The sequence below is a fragment of the Oleiphilus sp. HI0079 genome (assembly GCF_001635105.1).
The window spans coordinates 1-21,566 of the sequence record NZ_LWFT01000550.1 but is presented as its reverse complement, the minus strand read 5'-3'; the positions used below and the strand labels follow the sequence as shown (position 1 = coordinate 21,566).

The 21,566-nt window shown below is 47.9% G+C and carries 23 protein-coding genes and 1 pseudogene; 16 read left to right on the top strand and 8 right to left on the bottom strand.

The window, feature by feature from the left end:
- Positions 1 to 313, bottom strand: a 313-nt coding sequence (locus A3750_RS08740; RefSeq protein WP_369819932.1) for an ATP-binding cassette domain-containing protein, incomplete at its 3' end; no start/stop codon positions are given.
- Between the two features lie 12 nt (positions 314 to 325).
- On the opposite strand from A3750_RS08740, the pseudogene A3750_RS08735 reads away from it, so the two are divergent.
- A pseudogene (locus A3750_RS08735) lies at positions 326 to 862 on the top strand (ABC transporter ATP-binding protein); the annotation flags it as partial.
- A gap of 78 nt (positions 863 to 940) precedes the next feature.
- Here the strand turns inward: A3750_RS08735 and A3750_RS08730 are convergent.
- The 3 genes from A3750_RS08730 to A3750_RS08720 all read right to left on the bottom strand — a co-directional run bounded on the left by A3750_RS08730 (position 941) and on the right by A3750_RS08720 (position 3,742).
- Positions 941 to 1,453, bottom strand: coding sequence for an MOSC domain-containing protein (locus A3750_RS08730; RefSeq protein ID WP_068456412.1), 513 nt, complete (start codon positions 1,451 to 1,453; stop codon positions 941 to 943).
- A gap of 71 nt (positions 1,454 to 1,524) precedes the next feature.
- Positions 1,525 to 2,658, bottom strand: a complete 1,134-nt coding sequence (locus A3750_RS08725) for a PilT/PilU family type 4a pilus ATPase (protein WP_068466203.1) — start codon at positions 2,656 to 2,658, stop codon at positions 1,525 to 1,527.
- A 49-nt stretch (positions 2,659 to 2,707) separates the two neighbouring features.
- Entirely contained in the window at positions 2,708 to 3,742 is a 1,035-nt protein-coding gene (locus A3750_RS08720) for a type IV pilus twitching motility protein PilT (protein ID WP_068466204.1), read from the bottom strand.
- Positions 3,743 to 3,894: 152 nt separating this feature from the next.
- Here A3750_RS08720 and A3750_RS08715 point away from each other — a divergent pair, with 152 nt between their 5' ends.
- The 4 genes from A3750_RS08715 to yeiP are packed head-to-tail and all read left to right on the top strand — an operon-like array spanning position 3,895 to position 7,403.
- Positions 3,895 to 4,605, top strand: coding sequence for a YggS family pyridoxal phosphate-dependent enzyme (locus A3750_RS08715; RefSeq protein ID WP_068455139.1), 711 nt, complete (start codon positions 3,895 to 3,897; stop codon positions 4,603 to 4,605).
- 8 nt (positions 4,606 to 4,613) lie between these two features.
- A complete protein-coding gene (proC, locus tag A3750_RS08710; protein WP_231871774.1) occupies positions 4,614 to 5,462 on the top strand; it encodes a pyrroline-5-carboxylate reductase in 849 nt (282 codons plus the stop codon).
- A 47-nt stretch (positions 5,463 to 5,509) separates the two neighbouring features.
- Complete coding sequence (locus A3750_RS08705) at positions 5,510 to 6,811, top strand: CinA family nicotinamide mononucleotide deamidase-related protein (protein WP_068455137.1); 1,302 nt, start codon at positions 5,510 to 5,512, stop codon at positions 6,809 to 6,811.
- Positions 6,812 to 6,833: 22 nt separating this feature from the next.
- The gene (gene yeiP, locus A3750_RS08700) at positions 6,834 to 7,403 is read left to right on the top strand and encodes an elongation factor P-like protein YeiP (protein WP_068455134.1); all 570 of its coding nucleotides are present in this window, start codon (positions 6,834 to 6,836) and stop codon (positions 7,401 to 7,403) included.
- A 113-nt stretch (positions 7,404 to 7,516) separates the two neighbouring features.
- Here the strand turns inward: yeiP and A3750_RS08695 are convergent, their stop codons facing one another.
- Positions 7,517 to 7,798: a pyrimidine/purine nucleoside phosphorylase gene (locus tag A3750_RS08695; RefSeq protein WP_068455131.1), complete on the bottom strand. Its 282-nt coding sequence runs from the start codon at positions 7,796 to 7,798 to the stop codon at positions 7,517 to 7,519.
- Positions 7,799 to 7,907: 109 nt separating this feature from the next.
- Between A3750_RS08695 and cobC the strand changes: the two genes are divergently transcribed.
- The 4 genes from cobC (at position 7,908) to A3750_RS08675 (ending at position 11,269) form a co-directional block, all read left to right on the top strand.
- Positions 7,908 to 8,516 carry an alpha-ribazole phosphatase gene (gene cobC, locus A3750_RS08690; protein ID WP_068455144.1) on the top strand — a complete coding sequence of 203 codons (609 nt, stop codon included), beginning with the start codon at positions 7,908 to 7,910 and terminating at the stop codon, positions 8,514 to 8,516.
- Positions 8,517 to 8,580: 64 nt separating this feature from the next.
- Positions 8,581 to 9,981 (top strand): oxygen-independent coproporphyrinogen III oxidase, encoded by a 1,401-nt coding sequence (hemN, locus tag A3750_RS08685; protein WP_068466205.1) that lies wholly within the window; start codon positions 8,581 to 8,583, stop codon positions 9,979 to 9,981.
- Between the two features lie 20 nt (positions 9,982 to 10,001).
- The gene (locus tag A3750_RS08680) at positions 10,002 to 10,730 is read left to right on the top strand and encodes a helix-turn-helix domain-containing protein (protein WP_068458691.1); all 729 of its coding nucleotides are present in this window, start codon (positions 10,002 to 10,004) and stop codon (positions 10,728 to 10,730) included.
- Between the two features lie 59 nt (positions 10,731 to 10,789).
- Positions 10,790 to 11,269, top strand: coding sequence for a TlpA disulfide reductase family protein (locus A3750_RS08675; RefSeq protein ID WP_068458692.1), 480 nt, complete (start codon positions 10,790 to 10,792; stop codon positions 11,267 to 11,269).
- Here the strand turns inward: A3750_RS08675 and A3750_RS08670 are convergent.
- Complete coding sequence (locus tag A3750_RS08670; protein ID WP_068458693.1) at positions 11,251 to 12,270, bottom strand: AraC family transcriptional regulator; 1,020 nt, start codon at positions 12,268 to 12,270, stop codon at positions 11,251 to 11,253. The genes A3750_RS08675 and A3750_RS08670 overlap by 19 nt on opposite strands.
- 135 nt (positions 12,271 to 12,405) lie before the next feature.
- Between A3750_RS08670 and A3750_RS08665 the strand changes: the two genes are divergently transcribed.
- Entirely contained in the window at positions 12,406 to 13,332 is a 927-nt protein-coding gene (locus A3750_RS08665) for an alpha/beta fold hydrolase (RefSeq protein ID WP_068458694.1), read from the top strand.
- A gap of 69 nt (positions 13,333 to 13,401) precedes the next feature.
- On the opposite strand, the gene A3750_RS08660 is transcribed toward A3750_RS08665, so the two are convergent.
- Both A3750_RS08660 and glnK read right to left on the bottom strand, forming a co-directional pair.
- The gene (locus A3750_RS08660; RefSeq protein WP_068458695.1) at positions 13,402 to 14,679 is read right to left on the bottom strand and encodes an ammonium transporter; all 1,278 of its coding nucleotides are present in this window, start codon (positions 14,677 to 14,679) and stop codon (positions 13,402 to 13,404) included.
- 48 nt (positions 14,680 to 14,727) lie between these two features.
- Positions 14,728 to 15,066, bottom strand: a complete 339-nt coding sequence (gene glnK, locus A3750_RS08655) for a P-II family nitrogen regulator (protein WP_068458067.1) — start codon at positions 15,064 to 15,066, stop codon at positions 14,728 to 14,730.
- Between the two features lie 261 nt (positions 15,067 to 15,327).
- Between glnK and A3750_RS08650 the strand changes: the two genes are divergently transcribed.
- From A3750_RS08650 to A3750_RS08625, 6 genes are all read left to right on the top strand, one after another.
- The gene (locus A3750_RS08650; RefSeq protein ID WP_231871773.1) at positions 15,328 to 15,624 is read left to right on the top strand and encodes an accessory factor UbiK family protein; all 297 of its coding nucleotides are present in this window, start codon (positions 15,328 to 15,330) and stop codon (positions 15,622 to 15,624) included.
- Positions 15,625 to 15,705: 81 nt separating this feature from the next.
- Positions 15,706 to 17,226, top strand: a complete 1,521-nt coding sequence (locus A3750_RS08645) for a YifB family Mg chelatase-like AAA ATPase (protein WP_068458065.1) — start codon at positions 15,706 to 15,708, stop codon at positions 17,224 to 17,226.
- A gap of 377 nt (positions 17,227 to 17,603) precedes the next feature.
- The gene (gene trmB, locus A3750_RS08640) at positions 17,604 to 18,299 is read left to right on the top strand and encodes a tRNA (guanosine(46)-N7)-methyltransferase TrmB (protein WP_156498493.1); all 696 of its coding nucleotides are present in this window, start codon (positions 17,604 to 17,606) and stop codon (positions 18,297 to 18,299) included.
- Between the two features lie 69 nt (positions 18,300 to 18,368).
- Positions 18,369 to 19,982 carry a lysophospholipid acyltransferase family protein gene (locus A3750_RS08635; RefSeq protein WP_068490742.1) on the top strand — a complete coding sequence of 538 codons (1,614 nt, stop codon included), beginning with the start codon at positions 18,369 to 18,371 and terminating at the stop codon, positions 19,980 to 19,982.
- Positions 19,979 to 20,785: a tRNA cyclic N6-threonylcarbamoyladenosine(37) synthase TcdA gene (gene tcdA / locus A3750_RS08630; RefSeq protein WP_068451834.1), complete on the top strand. Its 807-nt coding sequence runs from the start codon at positions 19,979 to 19,981 to the stop codon at positions 20,783 to 20,785. The genes A3750_RS08635 and tcdA overlap by 4 nt, the downstream gene beginning before the upstream one ends.
- Positions 20,786 to 20,828: 43 nt before the next feature.
- A partial coding sequence (locus A3750_RS08625) for a cation:proton antiporter (RefSeq protein WP_197474968.1) occupies positions 20,829 to 21,566 on the top strand: 738 nt, incomplete at its 3' end.

Genomic DNA, 21,566 nt, shown 5'->3' with positions numbered 1-21,566 from the left:
CCTTAGGCTCCATCGACAAAGCTCTTGCAATACCGACGCGCTGCTTCATTCCCCCAGAGATTTCAGAAGGCAGCTTATCGAGTGCGTGTGTCATGTGCACCAATTCAAGGTTGTGCGACACCCAATCTTTGATTTCGGCCTTCGAGCGGTCTTTACTCGTTTGCTTTACCGCCAACTCGACATTCTTGTAGACGCTCAACCATGGAAGCAAAGAGTGGTTTTGGAAAACCACGGCTCTATCTGGGCCCGGCTCTGTCACTTCCTTACCATCAAGAATGACACCACCGTTTGTCGCCTGATGAAGCCCGGCCACAATGTTCAAGACCGCTCGAAGGCCGAAATCAAAGATTGGGTGTCGCACAACCTTGAATTGGTGCACATGACACACGCACTCGATAAGCTGCCTTCTGAAATCTCTGGGGGAATGAAGCAGCGCGTCGGTATTGCAAGAGCTTTGTCGATGGAGCCTAAGGTTTTGTTGATGGATGAACCTTTTGGCGCGTTGGACGCGTTAACTCGCGCGCACCTTCAAGATTCGGTTATGGAAATCCATGCTGAGCTAGGGAACACCGTCATCATGATTACGCACGATGTCGATGAGGCTGTTTTACTGTCAGACCGCATTGTAATGATGACGAATGGTCCAGCCGCGACCATTGGTGAGGTGTTGAATGTGGAGTTACCGAGACCACGTGATCGATTGGCGTTGGCCGACAATCCGCAATACAACCATTATCGACATGAGGTTCTGACCTTCTTGTATGAGAAGCAGAGAAAAGTTGAGTCCGTTGAAAAACATAAGCAGGATGCGGCCGTAAAAGAGACGATAGAAGAGGAGAGTTCTGACTCAAACGCAGCTTAGGCAAGGTTTGATTTCGTGAATTGAAGAGGATGTGTTCCGTGATTTACCCGCGCATTGAGCGGGTTTTTTTGTATGTGCTTAAAAAAGTTCGCGCTGTAATTGTGTGACCCGAACAGTGTCTCCCACCTTGATGGAGCCACCCTGCACGACTCTCGCGCAATATCCGCCTCGGTTAAACATCGCGAGCAAGGTGCCAGCGCCAAGTGCTTTCTCCATCCTAGAGCACGGATGACAGTGCGCCCCGATTTCAACGATCGCGTCACCTACTTTTAATAGTTGATAGCGCATCGCATGCAAGTTGATTCCGGAAACAACGATATTTCTGCGGAGAACTGAAGGATTAATTGAGGCTAAGTCCAAGAGACTGGAAAGCGCTTGAATATCTTCCGCATTGATCAGCGTGACTTGTCGAGCTGAGCCGCTGGCGCGTTTCGCAGAATGATCACCGCAGAGCCCTTTTTCAGTTTTGGCAGTGACTTCAGATTGAACGAGCATGTCTGCTCTTCGAGAAGGGCGCAAACCCAACCACTCCACGTAGCCGGGCCCAGCGGAATCCATATATTTTGCGAGCAGTTTGGCCTGCGTTTTCATCTGGTACTACTTAACGTTCAACATGCCTAAGTATGGGCGCCTACTATACTTAGGCTCGTTCTACTAACGCGTTACGGCGTCATTCCGTCGTCTTGAATGCTGAGTCTGTCAGTGTTGCTTGTAAGCTCATCTGGAGTTGAGGCATCAGAACCCAACTTGATAAGAAGTCTCAAGTCATTTGCAGAGTCAGCATGCGCCAAGGCATCTTCATAGGTAATTTCGCCGGCAGCGTACAGGTCATAAAGCGCCTGGTCAAAGGTTTGCATTCCTACATCGCGTGATTTAGTCATCAGCTCTTTCAGTTTCGCCACTTCTTTCTTCCGAATGAGATCTGCGCATAGAGGCGTGTTGAGCAATACTTCGATCACCGCTCGACGTCCCTTGCCATCAGGGGTAGGAACAAGTTGCTGTGCGACAATGGCTTTCATATTCAATGAAAGGTCCATCCAAATTTGGTTATGCTGCTCTGGCGGGAAAAAGTTGATGATACGGTCGAGAGCTTGGTTTGCATTGTTGGCGTGCAACGTCGCCAAACATAGGTGTCCTGTCTCTGCGAAGGTGACCGCGTATTCCATGGTGTCTTTGGATCGAATCTCGCCGATCATGATGACATCCGGAGCTTGACGGAGTGTGTTTTTGAGTGCGACCTCAAAGGAGTTGGTATCGATGCCGACTTCGCGTTGAGTAACGATACAGCCTGCATGCTGGTGAATGTACTCAATAGGGTCTTCGATCGAAATAATATGGCCTTTACTATTACGGTTTCGATGGCCGATCATCGATGCGAGGGAGGTCGATTTACCGGTGCCGGTTGCACCAACGAAGATAATTAGGCCTCGCTTGGTCATGGCCAATGAGTTAATCACCTCCGGTAAGCCGAGATCTTCGATGCGTGGAATATTGGTTTCAATTCGACGCAAGACCATGCCGCATAGGTTGCGTTGTGAAAACGCAGATACACGAAAACGACCAATGCCACGAGCACTGAGCGCGTAGTTACACTCGTTGTTCTCGTTGAACTCGTCTTGTTGCTTCTCTGTCATGGTATCAAAGACAATTTCTCGGCACATCTCTGGTGTAAGAGATTGCTTCGTAACAGGGACAATCTTGCCATGGATCTTGATGCTGGGCGGAACGCCCGCCGTGATGAAGAGGTCAGATCCCCCCTTTTCTACCATGATTTTTAAAAGTCGTTCGAAGTCCACGTTGCTTTCCTTAATCTATCCTTCAATAAATGAAGTTAACGGCCATTGATTAGAAGTTTTCAGGTATTTTCGCTTTCTCTTTCGCAGTATCGCGATTGATCAAGCCTTTGCTGAGTAAATTCTGCAAACACTGATCGAGCGTTTGCATGCCGATGTTCGCACCGGTCTGAATGGCACTGTACATTTGTGCCACCTTATCTTCACGAATCAAGTTACGAATCGCCGGTGTACCGATCATGATTTCATGCGCTGCAACTCGACCGCCATTGGTTTTCTTAAGCAGAGTCTGCGAGATAACCGCTTGCAATGATTCAGAGAGCATTGAGCGCACCATGGATTTTTCTTCTGCAGGGAACACATCAACGACCCGGTCAATCGTCTTCGCTGCCGACGTGGTGTGCAAGGTGCCGAAAACCAAGTGCCCTGTTTCGGCGGCGGTAAGTGCCAAGCGAATAGTTTCAAGATCTCGAAGCTCACCAACAAGAATGATGTCGGGGTCTTCACGCAGTGCTGAGCGAAGTGCTTCGTTGAATCCAAGCGTGTCTCGGTGTACTTCTCGTTGGTTCACCAAGCATTTTTTACTCTCGTGAACGAATTCGATCGGATCCTCAATGGTGAGAATGTGGTCATAACGATTATCGTTAATGTAGTCGATCATTGCTGCCAGTGTTGTCGACTTACCCGAACCGGTTGGCCCGGTGACCAGAACAAGACCGCGTGGCACTTCAGCAATATCCCGAAACACCTGACTCATACCCAGATCTTCCATGGTAAGTACTTTGGAAGGGATGGTACGAAATACCGCACCGGCTCCTCGGTTTTGGTTGAATGCGTTTACACGAAAACGTGCAACACCAGGAACCTCGAATGAGAAATCCGTTTCCCAAAATTCCTCAAAGTCTTTGCGCTGCTTGTCATTCATGATGTCATAAATCAGTGAGTGCACTTCTTTATGTTCCATCGCCGGCAGATTGATTCGGCGAACATCTCCGTCGACACGAATCATTGGAGGCAGTCCCGCCGATAGGTGCAAGTCGGATGCGCCCTGTTTCGCGGAGAACGCAAGCAATTCAGTAATATCCATGAGAACCCTCTGTCGGATTAAACGTTCATTTTTTGATTAGCTTGTTTCGATAACGGCTTTTTGCTCAAATGGCCGGGGTTTCTTCCAAGCCAGCTCGGATAAGAGTTTCCGATGACTGGATCCGATGCATCGTTATCTTGTTGATTAGCATAATGTTTAGAATAGCAGACAAGCTTGAGAACGTTAGATTAAGAATAAAAAAAGCGACAATTAGCGCTGGGCGCTTAACGGACGAAGTTGAGCTGCTTCCCGTGAGCAAGAAGCACAGTGCCGAATCGGTGCTGGAGGCCTTTGATGCAGGGTGCCGAGCTTTTGGTGAAAACTATGTCAGTGAGGCCGTTGAAAAGCAGCAACAATTGGCTGTTTTAGACTCGGACAAAGCCGCCGAAATCTCCTGGTATTTCATAGGGCCGGTGCAATCTAACAAGACGCGATTGATTGCGGAGCATTTTGATTGGGTGCAAAGTCTTGATCGCCTTAAAATTGCCCAGCGCCTAAATGATCAGCGGCCTAAAGAGCTGGGGCCTTTGAATATATGTATTCAGGTAAATATTGATAATGAAGAGTCAAAGTCGGGTTTAAGCGTTGATGAAATCGAGCGCTTTGCCGAATCGATCAGTCATTTTCCAAACCTCCGTTTACGAGGGTTAATGGCGATACCAAGCGCGCATTCTGACGATCAGACGCTAAGCGCTAGTATGGCCAAACTTCAGCAAGCCTTTCTCGTATTAAAAGCAGAGTATGAGAGTGTCGATACCCTTTCGATGGGAATGTCTTCGGATATAGAGCTTGCTATTAAGAATGGCTCGACCATGGTCAGAGTTGGTACCGCTATTTTTGGCGCCCGCACCTCAACAGAATAAGGAATCGTATGTCTAATAAAAGTATGCAGTTAAATACAAGCAAAATTAGCTTTATTGGCGCCGGAAACATGGCCAGCGCAATAATTGAGGGCCTTATTGAGAACGGCGTTGAGCCGGGTTCCATTCTGGCAAGTGATCCATCGCCAGAAAAGCTTGATGCAATGCAGACACGGTTGGGTATTGGGGCGACCACAGATAATGCGATTGCTGTTTCGTCAGCAGATATTGTGGTACTCGCTGTTAAACCACAAGTGATGGCGCAGGTGATTGAACCCCTCAAGGCGTTGTTTGAAGAGAAAACGCCAGTGGTTGTCTCTATTGCGGCAGGTATCGAAATGCAAAGTCTGCAAAGCTGGCTTGGGGGCGCCGTGCCAATTGTACGTTGTATGCCGAATACGCCAGCACAGGTTTTGGAGGGAGCGAGTGGGCTTTTTGCTAATGCGCAGGTTGGTGAAGAGCAGAAGCAGGTGATTGAAGCTATGTTCGCGGCGGTTGGGTATGCCACATGGGTTGAAAAAGAGTCGTTGATTCACGCAGTGACTGCCGTTTCAGGAAGTGGTCCGGCGTATTTCTTTTTGATGATCTCTGAGATGGCGAAGGCGGGCGAGGCCCTCGGGCTTGAGGCCGAATCTGCGAAACGTCTTGCAGCACAAACCGCTATGGGTGCCGCTAAAATGGTGCTTGAGAGTGATCTTCCAGCCGAGCAGCTCAAGCGCAATGTCATGTCGCCAGGCGGAACAACTGAGCGTGCGATTCATGTGTTTGAAAATGATGGCTTGCCTGAGCTTGTCTCAAAAGCGATGACGGCTTGCGCGGACCGTTCCAAAGAAATGGCAGAGCTACTGAGTGACAAATAGTGTGGTAACTAACGTGAACAATGGAAACGTCAATTGGGTGAAAAATTATGCGGGATGCTGAGCACTTGAAGGTCTCGTTTCTGTTGACTGGCAACGAGTTAATGAGTGGCGATATTGTTGACAGCAATTCGGCCAAATTGGCTGAAAAGCTAAGTGCGTTTGGTTGCCCCGTTCATTATAAAGCGACGGTGGGTGATGACGTGGCCGTGCTCAAAAGCGAGATTGCACGCATTGCCGCGTTTTCCGACGTGTTAATCGTTAATGGAGGCCTCGGGCCGACAGTAGATGATTTGACGGCAGAAGCCTTAGCGGGCGTCTTGGGTGTTGAATTGCGCGAAAACACCGAAGCGATGGTGCAGCTGGAAGCATGGTGTAAGCAAAAAAATATTGCTTTCAACGCGGCGAATCGCAAACAGGCGATTTTGCCTGAAGGTGTAGAGATTATCCCCAATGCAACCGGGTCGGCTCCGGGGTTTGCTGCAGATGTGGCCGGTTGTCGGGTTTATTGTACGCCAGGCGTGCCGTCCGAGTTGTTCCGCATGTTTGATGAGCAAATTCTCCCGCGTATGAAGTTTGCTGAAGGCGCAGAAGTAAAACGATACCGGTTTCGTCTTTTTGGCATGGGCGAATCGGGAATTCAGCAGCGCCTTTTCAAGAGTGGCGTCACCATTCCAAAGAACATTGAACTGGGCTTTCGCGCTTCGGTGCCCATGCTTGAGTTAAAGCTGCAAGCGACGCATCGGGAGGACTATCAGACGCTTGAAGAGACCGCGCAGGTCGCTCGCGACCTATTTGGCTCACATATTGTGACGGAGGATGGGCGCAGTATCGCCCATGTTTTGAAGGATATTTTACTTGAGCAAGGCAAGCGTGTGAGTTTTGCCGAGTCTTGTACTGGCGGCTTAATTAGCGCAATGCTAACCGAGTTGGACGGTGCTTCGCAGGTGTTTGATGCTGGATATGTCACGTATTCAAACGCAATGAAAAGTTCCATGCTAGGGGTGCAAGAAGCGACCTTAAACCAGCATGGGGCTGTTAGTGAGTTGGTCGTAAGAGAGATGCTTGGCGGCGCCCTTGCCAAAAGTGGAGCAGATATTGGCGTGGCTGTTTCGGGTATTGCTGGGCCTGCAGGGGGATCGGAAGATAAGCCCGTCGGCACTGTTTGGGTTGCTTGGGGCTCTATTGCTGCGATCAAAACGCATTGCTTTTACTTTCCCGTGGACCGCAAACGTTTTCAGATTATCGTTGCAGCGTTGGCTTTTGATTTACTTCGAAGAGAGCTCTTGGATATTAAAGAGGAAGCCGTTTACATGAAAGAACGCGCGCTAAACAACAAACGAAATGCATAATTAAAGGACAAAGAGAGTCAACATGCCTAGAGCCAGTGAGATAAAAAAAGGCGAAGTTGTGCTGTATAACCAGCAACTGCTGCACGTAAAACAAATTGAAGTGCAAAACCCGAGTGCGCGGGGCGCAGCGACGTTGTATAAAATGCGCTTCCGAAATGTACAAACGGGTAGTAAAGTCGAAGAGCGTTTTAAAGGGGATGACTTGTTAGAGCGGGTCGAGCTCTTCAAACGCATGGTGAGTTATTCTTATGATGAAGGCGAGGCCTTGGTCTTTATGGATGATGAAGACTTTTCGCAGTACACCATCCGCAAGGAAGATATAGAAGACGAGCTGTTATTTATAACCGAGTCTATTCAAGGAATGGCCGTGCTCATCGTTGATGATGCTGTTGTTGGGCTAGAAATGCCTCAATCGGTGGATATGGAAATCAAAGAGACTTCCCCAGCAATAAAGGGCGCCTCGGCAAGTGCTCGCACCAAGCCGGCTGTTTTCGAAACGGGTCTATCTGTGCAAGTTCCTGAATACTTAGCCTTGGGCGAACGTATCCGTATAAATACGGCAGAGAAGAAGTTTATGGGACGTGCAGACTAGTATCTGAAACCTGCGCAGCCAACGGGCCGAATCTAAGCGGTTAAGATGCAAGACAGCGAAGTGAAAAGGGGGGCGATGAAAATACTGCCCCCCTTTTTTATGTTATGCGAGCTTTACTCGTACTTACAAAGATACGCCGTGTCGCAAGGAACAATTAGATCAAACGATTGGTCGGCGTCGACTTCAAAGGTCTTGCCATCGGTAAAGCTGACAAAGTGATCACTGCCAGGCAGTTTTACCTGAAGCTCTCCACTTACGACAGTCATATACTCTTTTTGGCTGGTGCCAAATGTATACTCCCCCGCAGCCATGACGCCGACAGTGGTCGGTAAATCACGCCCCTCAAAAGCGATAGATTTTACTTTGCCATCAAAATACTCATTCACGTTTAACATGTCGTACTCCCGTTTTATTCGCGTTTGCTTTTTCTATGAACCGATTGGCGCGTAGTATACGGGTAGAGCTATTAAAAACCGAGAAACCAATATTATTCAGATGGTAAAAATGAACGAAACGATTATTGACCTAATTCGTCATGGAGAGCCGGTTGGTGGGCAGCGCCTTAGAGGGGCACAAGATGACCCCTTGTCCGAGCTTGGATGGCAACAAATGCGCGCGTCTGTTGCGGATCATAATCCATGGCAGAGTATTATTGCCTCGCCGCTAAAACGCTGTCGATTTTTTGCTGAGGAATTAGCAGGTCGACATGGTGTGCCTTTAAAGATTGATGAGCAGTTTCGCGAAATTGGTTTTGGCGATTGGGAAGGTTTGACGACGGCTGAGTTGATGGAGAGAGAGCCTGAAGCGTTAAAACGTTATTGGCAGGATCCGGATAATCATACGCCCCCGAATGGCGAGCGCCTGACGGACTTTGTTGAGCGAGTGCACCAGGCTTGGGAGCTTTTGCTCGCCTCTAGCCGGGATCAGCATCGTTTACTAGTCTGCCATGGAGGCGTGATTCGAGCCATACTTGTGCATGTGTTAGGAATGCCAAATAAGCGCTTATGGAACATTGATGTGCCTTACGCAAATGTCAGCCGCATTGTTGTGCATCATTGGGGCGACAATGAAAGTGCTGCGCAATTAAGATTCCATCAAACTCGGTTGATGTAAATCAACTGCTTGTGAGTGACGAGCCGATACACTGAGCACCGTTAACTTAAAACAGGATACGGTTGTGATTGATGCGCAACAGCTAAGCGCGCTTTTGGTTCGTTACGAAGGCCATGGCCCTCGTTACACATCCTACCCGACAGCGCTACATTTTAATGAGAATTTTCGTATTGAGGACTATCAAGAGCAGGTTGCGCTGAGCAATCAGTTGCTCGTTCCTCGACCGCTTTCACTCTATATTCATGTGCCGTTTTGCGCCTCGCTTTGCTACTACTGTGGTTGCAACAAAGTGGTTACGCGAAATCAAAATAGGGCGGCGGAGTATGTTGAAATCCTCAGTCGTGAAATCGCTTTGCGAGCGCAAAGTTTTGCGGATGATCGACTCATTCAGCAGATCCATTTTGGAGGCGGAACGCCTACTTTTTTGAGCATTGCGCAGATTCAGGAAGTGCTTGAGTTGATTGCCCAATCCTTTCATCTCGGATTACCTCATAATCTTGAGATGGGGATTGAGATTGATCCGCGATCGGTGTCTGTGGAAGACATGGAGCGATTGATCGAGTTAGGATTTAACCGTTTCAGTTTTGGTATTCAGGATTTGAATCCTGAGGTGCAGAAAGCGGTGAATCGTGAGCAATGTTTTGACAAGATCAAAGCGCTTGTTAAGCGCGCTCGGGAATTGCAAATCAAGTCTATTTCGTTTGATTTGATCTATGGCCTCCCCCTGCAAACGCCGGATTCTTTTCATCGTACTCTGCAAGAGATTATTGAGGTTAAGCCGGATCGGTTGGCGCTATACAACTATGCGCACATGCCGGATCGGATGCCGTCGCAAAGACTCATCAAGGCCGAGGAACTGCCCAGTAGCGTTGATAAGCTCACCATCCTAAGTGATAGTATTATTAGCTTAAGCAAGGCGGGCTATGAATACATTGGCATGGACCATTTTGCTCTTCCTGATGATAGCCTTGCCAAGGCGCAGCGAGATGGCAGTTTGCAAAGAAACTTTCAAGGCTATTCGACAAATGCCGAGGCAGATTTAATTGGGCTCGGTGTTAGCTCAATCTCGCGCATTAACGAGAGTTACAGTCAGAATGCCACCGATCTAGCCACGTATACAAAGTTGCTTGATAAAGAGGTGTTGCCGATCGCAAAAGGCCTTGTGATGTCGAGAGATGATGTTGTAAGAGCGGATCTGATTCAGCGTCTTATGTGCGGTGAACGCATTGAATATGCTGCATTTGGTGCAGAGCATGATCTTGTTTTCGAACAGTATTTCGAACATGAATTGGCTCAGTTAGAACGCATTAAACACGATGGGTTATTGGCAGCAGATGAGGTTGGTTTTCAGGTAACGGAGCTGGGCAGAGTATTTCTTCGAAATATTGCGATGTGCTTTGATCATTATTTACGATCTCCGAGTCGTGACAACGAAAAAACGCTCAGGTACAGTAAGACGATCTAATCACGAAGATTCTGTTGGTCATGGAACAAGTTATCCCTCTTGCGTCTGCAAGTTTTCTTAAGTGTGGTCAATGCTCTCTCGGCAAAATTTGTCTGCCTGTTGGTCTTGATCGAGACGACATGAATTCTCTGGAAGAGATCGTTGATACTGGACGGGTTTTTCAAGAAGGCGAGACAGTTTACTCGGCGGGGCAGCCTTTCGAGTATATCTTTGCCGTGAAGTCTGGGATGTTCAAAACCGTATTGAACGATGCACAAGGCTCTGAGCACATCGCAAGTTTTCATTTGCCGGGTGAGCTCTTTGGCTTAGACGCGATATACAGTAGTGTCCATGGTTCCGCTGCGGTGGCGTTGGGTACGTCTAGTCTCTGTGCGATTCGTTACAAAGACCTTGAGAATCTTGCAACGAAGGTTCCTGGCCTTCAACAGCACCTTTTTAGTCTAATGAGTAAAGAAGTACATAACTCCTTTACCAAATTGCATGAGCATAGTGTTGATCAGAAACTTGCGGCATTCCTTGTTGCGCTGTCCGCTCGTTACAAGCAACGAGGCTATTCAGAGACGCGTTTTCATTTGATGATGGCGCGCCGAGATATTGCAAATCACCTGAATATGGCGCCGGAGACGATCAGTCGATTATTCAAGCGTTTCCAAAAAGATGGTTTGATCGAGGTGAAACGCACAGACCTGAATATTCTGGACTTGGAAGCGCTAAAAGACTTAAGTGGATGTTCGGGTTCCTGCGACTAGTTCAGGAACCAACTTGCCTGGCTTTGTTCTAATCTCAAAACCTTGGCTTGAGTGCTAGCATGTTCAGATCGCTATTTTTTCTCTTTACGTTTGTGTTTTCCGGCATCGTGTTGGGGAGCGGACAGGCACCTGACTTTCGACTACCGGCTCTCGATGGTTCTGGTCAGCACAGTTTGACTGACTATCGTGGAAAGGTGGTTTATCTCGATTTTTGGGCTTCATGGTGCGGCCCATGTCAGCAATCACTCCCCGCTTTAGATGCCTTACAAAAAGAGTATGATCCCGAAGACTTTCAAGTGATCGCGATCAATCTGGATGAGAGCCCTCAAGAGGCTCGCGACTTCCTCCAAAAATTCCCCGTTGATTATACGATCCTCTCTGAACTGACAGGTAAAACTCAGCGAGCTTATAATCTGGTTGGGCTACCTTCTTCCTTTTTGATTGACCAGAAAGGAGAGGTGATTGGCTCTTTTCAGGGCTTTCATCCTGGGCATATTGCCCGCCTGAAAAAAGCCATCGGTTACTTGCTAGAAGAGTGATTTTTTCGATATTGCGAGGGGCTAAGCGAACTCCAGCGCTTAAAGGCATGATTAAACGCCGCTGCTTCCTGATAGCCAAGTTTTAGTGCAATCAGCTCAATGCTTAGCGAGGAATCCCCTAACCAGCGCTTCGCTTTTTCAAATCGCACATCGTCCAATACAGCCTGAAAACTGCTACTTTCATCACTGAGCTTTCTGCGTAAGGTGCGCTCAGACATACCAAACGTTTGAGCGGCTTCTTTCGCTTTTGGTATGTCATAGCTAAACATAATCAGATAGCTTTTTAGGGCATCTGCGAGCGTTTCTTCCTGTTGGCTGGATTCGTAAAGAATGTGCTCGCATTGCTCCCGATACATATCGAATGCATTTTTGTTTGCCTGTGGGAACGGTGTTTTTAGTACGCTGGTGGGAATAACAATACGATTACTTGGCATGCCAAATTTAACTGTGCAGCCAAACGCGCTGCTAAATTTGTCGAGGTCCTGTTTCTTTGGCTTTGCCGTCATGTGGACTTCGGAAATAATAAACTCAACACCGTTCATTAAATAGATATCGCGCATTAGCTTTACGCAGCCAGCCATATCTCTATAAACGATAAACTCTCGTACATCTTCAGGGAGCATGGCTGGATCAATTCGAAAGGACGAATGTTCAGGCGCAAGTTCAAAACTTACTTCTCCATACATGTAGCCCATAGCCTGATATCGAATGCCCATTTGGCAGCTTTCATAGCCATCTTTGCAGCTGGCGAGTAACATCGCGAAGGGCCCGTAACCTGCAGGCCCGAGATAAGGGCCTATGCCAAGTGCAATGAGCGGGTCCGGATGGAGCTTGAACAGATCTTGATAGACCTCAAGCTCTTTGCTGCGCGTGATGCGTGCGTTGGGGTCAATGCGGTCTTTATTTAGACCATGTTGGTCTAGTATGGCATCGCTTTCTAATCCCTTGGATTTGAAAAGCTGGGCAGTGTAGGTTAAACCTAAAACGGATCTTGTCGGCATAATTCTATCTTTGTTATTGGCCACAAATATCAACTCAGCATGGAGCTTACCATAGTCTGGCTATTCTCTGTCCACTAGCATGCCTTGGTTTTTGCCAAGTAAGTGCGAATTTAACTGTTCTATAAGGAAGATAATGTGAAGAAATTACTTGTGTCTGTCGCTGTGCTGGCGGTAATCGTTCTGGGTTTTAATATTGTTAGTAATGAATACCGCGTTGAGTTTCGTGACTGGGCGATGTCGATGGAGGCCGATAAAGCGGGGCTGAAGCATAGACTGGTTGCGATGAGAGGGCAGCAGATTGCTGTTTTTGACAATGAGGTAGATGCACCAGTCATGCTGATGCTGCATGGCTTTAGTGGCAGCAAAGTGAATTGGTTGCGTCTTGCTCAGCAGTTCGGTGATGAGTATCGCGTTATCGCCCCGGACTTGTTGGGCCATGGTGAAAATATCCGTGATATAGCAGGGAGCTACCATATTGCAGACCAGGTTGCTTTTGTGAATGAGTTAATGGCCAAGTTAAGCGTTGAGCGTTTTCATTTGGTTGGAAATTCAATGGGCGGCGCAATTTCGTCACTTTATGCGGCGAGGCATCCTGAGCAAGTACTAAGTATGACACTCATAAGTCCTGCAGGGGTGCATGATTTTCCATCCGAAATGGACGCTCTGCTAAAAGAAGGAAAGAATCCGTTGATCCCAGAGAGTGAGGAGCAGTTTTACACGCTTTTGGATTTTGTCATGTCTGAGCAACCGTTTATTCCGGCGGCAATCGCAAAAGCGGAGGCTGAGGTGTCTGTTTCTCGCGCTGAAATAAACAAAAAGATCTTTGCGGATATTCGTTCAGATATGGAGCTTGGTCTAGAAAAAGAGTACAAGAACATTTCGGCGCCAACGCTGATCATATGGGGAGACCAAGACAAAGCGATTAATGTGAAAAATATTGATCGATATGCAGCGCTTGTTTCGAATTCACAAAAAGTTGTTCTTGAGGGAATTGGACACGTTGCCATGATAGAAGTGCCTGAATATACAGCAGAACTCATGCGCAAGTTTCTAAAGAACTAGTTTTTAATTATAGGCAGAAAAAAGGCTCCCATTTGGGAGCCTTTTTTATACGAGTTGGCTAAGGACGAATTAGTCTTTAGTGAACTCTGGGTACGCTTCCATACCACACTCTGAAAGGTCGACACCTTCGTACTCTTCTTCTTCTGATACTCGAAGACCCATCACTGCTTTGATGACGCCCCAAGCGATCAAGCTTGTTACGAATACCCATACGAAGATAGTCAATGCGCCTACTAGCTGACCCATGAACGTAGCGTCTGCGTCTGATAGAAGAACCGCGAAGATACCCCAAAGACCAACAACACCGTGTACAGAGATCGCACCGACTGGATCGTCAAGCTTAAGCTTGTCGAGCGTTACGATTGAGAACACTACGATCACACCACCGATTGCACCGATGATAGTAGCAAGAAGTGGAGATGGATCAGCAGGTTCAGCGGTAATCGCAACTAGACCAGCAAGAGCACCGTTCAATGCCATTGTAAGATCTGCTTTACCGAATAGGATGCGCGCTACAAGTAGAGCTGCGATCAAACCACCAGCTGCTGCTGCATTGGTGTTAAGGAATACGCTAGCAACTTCGTTAGCTACACCGATGCCGCCAAGCTTCAAAGTAGAACCGCCGTTGAAACCGAACCAGCCCATCCAAAGGATGAATGTACCAAGCGTTGCAAGAGGAAGGTTAGCTCCAGGAATCGCGTTCACTTCGCCGTTAGGACCGTATTTGCCTTTACGTGCACCAAGAAGGATTACACCTGCAAGGGCTGCTGCTGCACCCGCCATATGAACGATACCAGAACCAGCATAGTCGCTGTAGCTAAGCTCGTACAAGCCGAATACTGCATCACCGTTCCAAGTCCAAGAACCTTCCATTGGATAGATGAAACCAGTCATGACAACTGCGAATACTAGGAAAGCCCAAAGCTTCATACGCTCAGCAACTGCACCAGAAACAATAGACATTGCTGTTGCAACGAATACTACCTGGAAGAAGAAGTCAGAAGCACCTGAGTACTCACCCATGTCGCCGAAGCCAGCTTCAGTTGCAGATGCAAGTACCGCTGCTACTGCTGCTTCGTCCATTGATGCTACGCTGTCTACATCTGCAAGGAAGAGACCTCCGCCGTACATGATGTCGTAACCACAGACGAGATACATCGTACATGCGATCGCAAATAGCGCGACGTTTTTGGTTAAGATTTCAGTCGTGTTCTTAGCGCGAACAAGACCTGCTTCAAGCATGGCAAAACCTGCCGCCATCCACATTACTAATGCGCCGCACACCAAGAAATAAAAGGTGTCCATCGCATACTGTAGTTCAAATATGTTATTGGATAATTGTTCCATGGGAGCCCTCCGTACTTAGGCCTTTATAATTTGTGTTACTAAAATTGTTTATACAGCGTCAGTGCCGGTTTCTCCGGTACGGATACGAATCGCTTGTTCTAGAGCAGAAACAAAGATTTTCCCGTCACCGATTTTCCCTGTGTTTGCAGCTTTAGCGATTGCTTCAACAACTTGATCAAGCAAATCAGTACCAATCGCTACTTCGATTTTGACTTTTGGAAGGAAGTCCACGACGTATTCAGCGCCACGGTAAAGTTCTGTGTGGCCTTTTTGGCGACCAAAACCTTTTACTTCAGTTACTGTAATACCTTGTACACCGATTTCAGATAGTGCTTCACGCACGTCGTCTAGCTTGAAAGGCTTTATGATGGCAGTTACGAGTTTCATGAATTTCTCCTTGTTATGCCGCCTACTACTTAATGAATATTGTTTACTCGACATGTCAGCGGGTTTTACTGCTGCATTGCATACGCTTTAAGCAGATGGTGTGCCAGTACAAGAAAGTGTATAAATAACAATTAGATACCTGTGAATCAAAGGTTGGCTGGCAAAATCGGTGCGCTTTCTTGGAGCGGTATGGCGTGTTACGCACCAAAATGACGCTCTATTTTGGTGCGTAAAAAATGGTATGTGATTTGGGAAGGCTCGGTGGTAAACTTTTGGACCAAATTTGCTGTACTGGAGACAGTTAGAGTGCTCAATCCCCAACAATTATTCGGTCTCATTCAAGACCAGGTGAATCAAGTCTTTCCTGAGTTCGGCAAGGCGGCTCAAGATGAGATGGCTGGTAATCTAAAGCTTGTTATAACAAGCGTCATTACTAAGTTGGATTTGGTTTCCCGCGACGAGTTTGACGCCCAGCAGGCCGTGCTGGAAAGGACTCGCATGATGCTAGAAAAGTTGGAGAAGACGGTTGCTGAGCTAGAAGAAAAAGTGTCAGATTAATAAAGTGTTTTAAAGCAGGAAAGGATTCTGCTTCTGCCGCACTAAAGCGGTGCGATTTACAAATATAGTGCAAGGATGCCTATGAGTTTGTCTACTGTTAAGACCCGTGCGTTGTGCGGTGTCGATTCCCCTTTGGTGCGCGTTGAGACGCACCTTTCCAATGGTTTGCCCTCTTTTACTATTGTCGGTTTGCCCGAAGCGGCTGTTCGAGAGAGCCGTGAGCGTGTTCGTTGCGCTTTGGTGAATTCTGGTTTTGAGTTTCCGATGCGTCGTGTGACGGTCAACTTGGCTCCCGCAGATTTGCCAAAGGAGGGCGGGCGTTTTGATTTAGCGATTGCGATCGGAGTCTTGGTGGCAAGTGGTCAGCTGTCACCCTCTTCCGTGTCTGATTGTGAGTTTGTATCAGAGCTCGCACTGGGTGGCGCTTGTTGTGCTGTGAAAGGAGTTCTTCCCTCTCTCGCAGTCGCTGATTCGACGGCGCACAAGATATACGTCGCCAATGAGGATGCACGTTATCGCCAGTTATTGAACTCTGAAAAAATTATTGGCGTTCATGATCTTTTAGAATTAGTGCAGCATCTGAGAGAGCCGCAATCCTATCCACTCAAAGCTGAGCCGGTAGAGGGAAAGTTAGATGATGCCCAATCTAAGTGTATTGCAAACCTTTCAGAGGTTGTTGGTCAGTACTCTGCAAAGCATGCTTTGGAAGTCGCTGCTGCGGGAGGGCACAATTTATTATTTTACGGACCGCCCGGAACAGGTAAGAGCATGCTTGCGTCACGTATCACTTCAATTCTGCCGAAGCTCTCCAAGACTCAGGCGATGGAAGTGGCCTCACTTTATACGCTAACGCAAGTACCAAGATTAGAGTCTGATTGGTACGAGCCTCCTTTTAGAGCGCCACATCACTCCAGTTCTGCGGTGGCCTTAGTCGGAGGTGGGGCGCGACCTAAGCCTGGAGAGGTTTCGCTTTCTCATCGTGGTGTGTTGTTTCTCGATGAGCTACCGGAATTCTCAAGGCACACTCTAGAGATGCTGAGAGAACCTTTGGAAACCGGGGAGATATCGATCGCGCGCGCCCAGCAGCAGCTAACCTTGCCAGCTCGGTTTCAGTTAATTGCAGCGATGAACCCCTGTCCTTGCGGATATTTGGGGCATCCTTCTGTTTCATGCACAGATTCGCCGCAGCAGATCGAGCAATATCGTCGAAAGTTGTCGGGGCCTTTTCTAGACCGTATTGATATGCATGTCGAAGTGCCGTTTCAATCAGCAAGAGTGACCTTGCGAACCAATAGAAAAGAAGAAAGCAGTGAGCAGATACTTGCGCGAGTGGAGCGTTCAAGAGAGCTTCAATATCAGCGACAAGGTACTCTTAATGGTGATTTAAAAGGAGAGGCGCTCATGCAAATATGTGCGTTGACGACTGAGCAGAATGATTGGTTGATGAGCACAATTGATGCCTTGGCTTTGTCTAGTAGAGCCGCACATCGAATAATGCGATTGGCAAGAACATTGGCGGATTGCTCGGGGGAATCGAGGATAAGTCAGGGGCATCTGGCGCAGGCCTTGCGCTATCGGCCTATACAAAGGCCAGCAGATTAGCGTGTTGAACTGGCGTTCACAGGTTTAAAAAAAGCAGTTGAACTAAACTGGAGGCAAAAAAAGAGGAGCCAAAACTTGGCTCCTTAATAGGGGTTTCTTCAAGGAAGACAGAACCACGATCGCTTCATCGTGAATCTGTATTACTAAGTATACGCTCAAATTTTGAACAATCGGTGTAGAACATCACTAAATCTGTAACAGATAGTTAAATCGATAAAGCTTTGTGTATGAGATCACAAACTAACCGTATCGCGAGGGCGAGTGATGGCCTTAAACATCGCGTGCTTGCTATGCAGCGCTGCTAATCCTAGAATTCCGCCCACGAGATTTATCAATTACGTTTTCCGATTTACGTTTTAGACTATTCGAGGGATTCCGTGTCTGATCAAGACAATCCAATGCAAAGAGTGATTCGAAGTTTTGTGGTGCGCAGTGGGCGTATGACCGCAGGCCAAACCCGCGGCTGGGATAGTTACTGGGATCACTTTGGTCTTGAGCCGGGGCAGCAACTCGATTTTGCTCAAATTTTCGGTAACTGTAATCCGGTGGTCTTTGAAATCGGGTTTGGTATGGGCAGTTCACTGTTTGAAATGGCAAGTGCAGAGCCAGAGAAAAATTTTGTTGGCGTAGAAGTGCATCGTCCTGGCGTTGGCGCATTATTAGCACAAGCTGGCGATGCAGGCTTAACAAATCTTCGGGTACTCTGTTGTGATGCTGTTGAACTGTTGAAACAGGATATTCCAGACGAAAGCTTAGCGCGGCTCCAACTCTATTTTCCAGACCCATGGCATAAGAAAAGGCACCATAAGCGCAGAATCGTACAGCCTGAGTTTGCGGCTTTGGTGGCATCTAAACTAGCTGATGGCGGCGTTTTTCACATGGCAACGGACTGGGAGCCTTATGCCGAGCATATGGCCGAGGTGATGGATGTGGCTCCAGATTTTGAAAACTGCACCCAGCCAGGGCCTTACTCAGAAAAACCGGATTACCGTCCAACCACTAAGTTTGAACGTCGTGGTGAGCGCTTGGGTCATGGTGTATGGGATTTGCTTTATCGCAAGCGCTCAGCGTAACAGCGCGAAGTAACAGAACAGATGCTGAAACTTCCCTTTTTAACTGCAAAGACCAAACGATCTCCAAGTATGCAAGAATCAACGTCGGCTAATCGAAACGAGTTGAGCAAGCACGTGCTTGAGTATCTTGCCGAACATCAGTTGTCAGCTGTCTATGATGTTAAAGATTCTCTAAAAATTCCTGAGATGGGTCGAGTGATTGTCTTGGCCAACGATCCTTTGCCAGGCATTTCAACGTTAGCGCTTTTGTACTTTGTATCTCAGGTACGACAAGACCTGAGATTCATTGGCGATTGTGACAGCCCGTGGTTATCTGAATTTCGATCGCTCAGCTGCATGGGCGATTCAGACGAAACAACCAGGCTTGCCGCGACTGAACACCTTGCAAACGAGGGCGTATTGATTATTCAGCCGGTGCACTTTGGCCGTTCTTCAGGTGTACCAAAGTTGACTCAGGAAAGATGGCCGACGGATTTCTTGAAGCTTGCCACGCATACCTTGAGCCCCATATTGCACGTGCACGTATCCAGTGATGAGCAGCCTTTTTTGCAGCAGGTGCGCGGTTTTTACCGTGGGCATGGAGTATTTCAAAAACTTGCCAGTCGCGTTTTGCCAGAAACCTATGACCAGAAACTCAGGGTTGGGGAGTTAATCGACGCGGCAGATTACAAAGATCTTCCGTTGCGTGATCGTTTTAAAGCCAAATTGTTGCGTAAACAGCTTTATCGGGTCGCTTCAGGTAAAGGCTCCTACTTTAAAACCTTGCCCGCAATAGCCCTGCCAGAACCTCGAGAGCATCTTTTGGCCGAGCTTGCTAACGCAGCGTTATTAGGTAAAACCAAAGATCATAAGTTGATTTATCTTTGCTCTGTTCAGCAATCGTCTTCCTTGTTACGAGAGATTGGCCGTTTGCGAGAACAGGCATTTCGCTTGGTTGGGGAAGGAAGCGGAAAGGCTTGTGATATAGATGCTTATGATTTGGATTACCAGCATATCGTCCTCTGGGATGCGCAGGACAAAGAAGTCGTCGGGGCCTATCGCTTGCGAACAACATTCGACTTAGATGCGGATCGTCTCTACACCTCTACGTTGTTTGACTATCAAGCTGAAGCGAAGCGCATCATGCCTCGCGGTGTCGAGTTAGGCCGAAGTTTTGTACAGCCTAAGTATTGGGGTTCCCGCAGTCTCGATTATTTATGGGCCGGCATTGCGGCTTATATTCGTAGCAATCCAAGAGTGCGCTATTTGCTGGGGGCTGTCAGTATTTCCAATGCGTTCAGTCAGCAGGGTAAGGATTTATTGCTCGGTTATTACGGCAAATACTATCTTGATGATGATCCCATCGTTCGCTGCAAGCGTCCTTATATGATGGGTTATTCAGCGAAAGAGCAGAATGCACGTTTGTTTGAGGGGCTGGATGCAAGAGATGCCTTTGTCACTCTGCGAGAACAGCTCGGACTTATCGGGCATTCCGTCCCAACCCTGTACAAGCAGTACACTGAGTTATGCGATGAAGGCGGCACACGTTTCCATGGCTTTAACATTGATCCCGATTTTCAGGACTGCATTGACGGTCTAGTCGTTGTCGACTTGAATCGTTTAAAGCCGCTCAAGCGAAAGCGCTACGAGCTGGTAAATCATGATTTTCTCGCCTACGACGAAAAGTTGAAACAAACACCATGACAGAAAAAAAGAGCGCGCTGAGTGAAGATTATCGCTTTCGTTTCGGCGGCATAGCGCGCCTGTATGGGGAGCAAGGCTTATTGCAGCTCGCGCAAAGTCATGTGGCCGTCATTGGCATCGGAGGCGTAGGTTCATGGGCCGCGGAGGCCTTGGCTCGATCGGGTGTTGGAGAAATCACCTTGATTGATCTTGATGACGTGTGCGTGTCGAACATTAACCGCCAGGTTCACGCTCTTCAGGCTACGGTTGGCCAGATGAAAACAGAAGTAATGGCTCAGCGAATCAAGGAAATTAGTCCAGAGGTGCGTGTGCATGTGCAACACAGTTTTCTCTCGCCGAACAATGTTGCTGAACTGCTGACTAAAAACCTAGATTATGTGTTTGATGCGACAGACAGTATCAAGGCTAAAACGGCTATGATCGTTCATTGCCGGCGAAACAAGATCCCTATTTTATGCTGCGGTGGTGCTGGCGGTCAGATGGATCCAACTCAGATAGCGATCGAAGATTTAGCGCGCACAACCCAAGACCCATTGCTTGCCAAGATACGTAGTAACCTTCGGCGACACCATAATTATTCGAGAAACCCGAAGCGGAAGTTTAGTGTGGAGTGTGTATACTCAACTGAGCAACTGAAATACGCACAGGCGGATGGTTCTGTCTGCTTGAATAAGCCCGAAGATGGCGGGCCAGCGAGACTTGATTGCGCCTCGGGCTTTGGAGCGGTTACGTCGGTTACGTCTGTTTTTGCGATGGTTGCCGTGTCGCGCATACTGTCAAAACTGACGAAAACAATAATATAAACAACGATAAAAGGACAAGGACGCATGCAAAGGGTCGTTCAGGATGCTTGAATATAGCACGATCACATTAGCGGCCATCGGCGTCGTTTCTCTCATATGTCAGTGGGTCGCATGGCGATTGCGTCAGCCAGCGATTTTATTTCTTCTTGTCGCTGGTATCCTTGTTGGTCCTGTCAGCGGTTTGTTAGATCCCGATGCTCTGCTCGGCGATATGCTCTTCCCAATTGTTTCTCTTGCTGTTGCCGTTATCTTGTTTGAAGGTAGCTTAACCCTGAAGTTCTCTGAGATTCGAGGGCATGGAAAAATGGTCACGAATCTGATCATTTACGGCACCATTGTGACCTGCCTTGTCGGAACACTCGCCGCTTACTTCGTGCTTGATATGCAGCTGTCTCTAGCGATGCTGTTTGGCGCGATCGTTGTTGTTAGTGGCCCAACCGTGATTATGCCGCTGTTACGCGCGGTCAGACCATCAGGTCGAATAAGTAACATTCTTAAGTGGGAAGGGATTGTAATCGACCCTGTTGGAGCCTTGCTCGCAGTTCTGGTGTTCGAGTTTATCATCGCTTCCAACGGCGCAACTGCTGGAGAAAGCAGTGCGTTTATGTCTACCATGTTCACCTTTGGCGCAACGCTGGTACTTGGGCTGACGCTCGGTTGCGCATCAGGCTATCTATTGGGCGAGGCTTTGCGCAGTCAATGGTTGCCGCAGTTCTTGCTTAATACTGGCGTACTGACCTTTATGCTCGGTGTGTATGCCGCCTCAAACTTTCTGGTGCAT

Excerpts from the sequence above, each read along its gene's own strand:
- A3750_RS08730 (WP_068456412.1), bottom strand. The coding sequence starts at position 1,453 with ATGAAAACGCAGGCCAAACTGCTCGCAAAATATATGGATTCCGCTGGG.
- A3750_RS08720 (WP_068466204.1), bottom strand. The coding sequence starts at position 3,742 with ATGGATATTACTGAATTGCTTGCGTTCTCCGCGAAACAGGGCGCATCC.
- A3750_RS08715 (WP_068455139.1), top strand. The coding sequence starts at position 3,895 with ATGTTTAGAATAGCAGACAAGCTTGAGAACGTTAGATTAAGAATAAAA.
- proC (WP_231871774.1), top strand. The coding sequence starts at position 4,614 with ATGTCTAATAAAAGTATGCAGTTAAATACAAGCAAAATTAGCTTTATT.
- A3750_RS08705 (WP_068455137.1), top strand. The coding sequence starts at position 5,510 with ATGCGGGATGCTGAGCACTTGAAGGTCTCGTTTCTGTTGACTGGCAAC.
- yeiP (WP_068455134.1), top strand. The coding sequence starts at position 6,834 with ATGCCTAGAGCCAGTGAGATAAAAAAAGGCGAAGTTGTGCTGTATAAC.
- A3750_RS08695 (WP_068455131.1), bottom strand. The coding sequence starts at position 7,798 with ATGTTAAACGTGAATGAGTATTTTGATGGCAAAGTAAAATCTATCGCT.
- cobC (WP_068455144.1), top strand. The coding sequence starts at position 7,908 with ATGAACGAAACGATTATTGACCTAATTCGTCATGGAGAGCCGGTTGGT.
- A3750_RS08680 (WP_068458691.1), top strand. The coding sequence starts at position 10,002 with ATGGAACAAGTTATCCCTCTTGCGTCTGCAAGTTTTCTTAAGTGTGGT.
- A3750_RS08675 (WP_068458692.1), top strand. The coding sequence starts at position 10,790 with ATGTTCAGATCGCTATTTTTTCTCTTTACGTTTGTGTTTTCCGGCATC.
- A3750_RS08670 (WP_068458693.1), bottom strand. The coding sequence starts at position 12,270 with ATGCCGACAAGATCCGTTTTAGGTTTAACCTACACTGCCCAGCTTTTC.
- A3750_RS08660 (WP_068458695.1), bottom strand. The coding sequence starts at position 14,679 with ATGGAACAATTATCCAATAACATATTTGAACTACAGTATGCGATGGAC.
- glnK (WP_068458067.1), bottom strand. The coding sequence starts at position 15,066 with ATGAAACTCGTAACTGCCATCATAAAGCCTTTCAAGCTAGACGACGTG.
- A3750_RS08645 (WP_068458065.1), top strand. The coding sequence starts at position 15,706 with ATGAGTTTGTCTACTGTTAAGACCCGTGCGTTGTGCGGTGTCGATTCC.
- A3750_RS08635 (WP_068490742.1), top strand. The coding sequence starts at position 18,369 with ATGCAAGAATCAACGTCGGCTAATCGAAACGAGTTGAGCAAGCACGTG.
- tcdA (WP_068451834.1), top strand. The coding sequence starts at position 19,979 with ATGACAGAAAAAAAGAGCGCGCTGAGTGAAGATTATCGCTTTCGTTTC.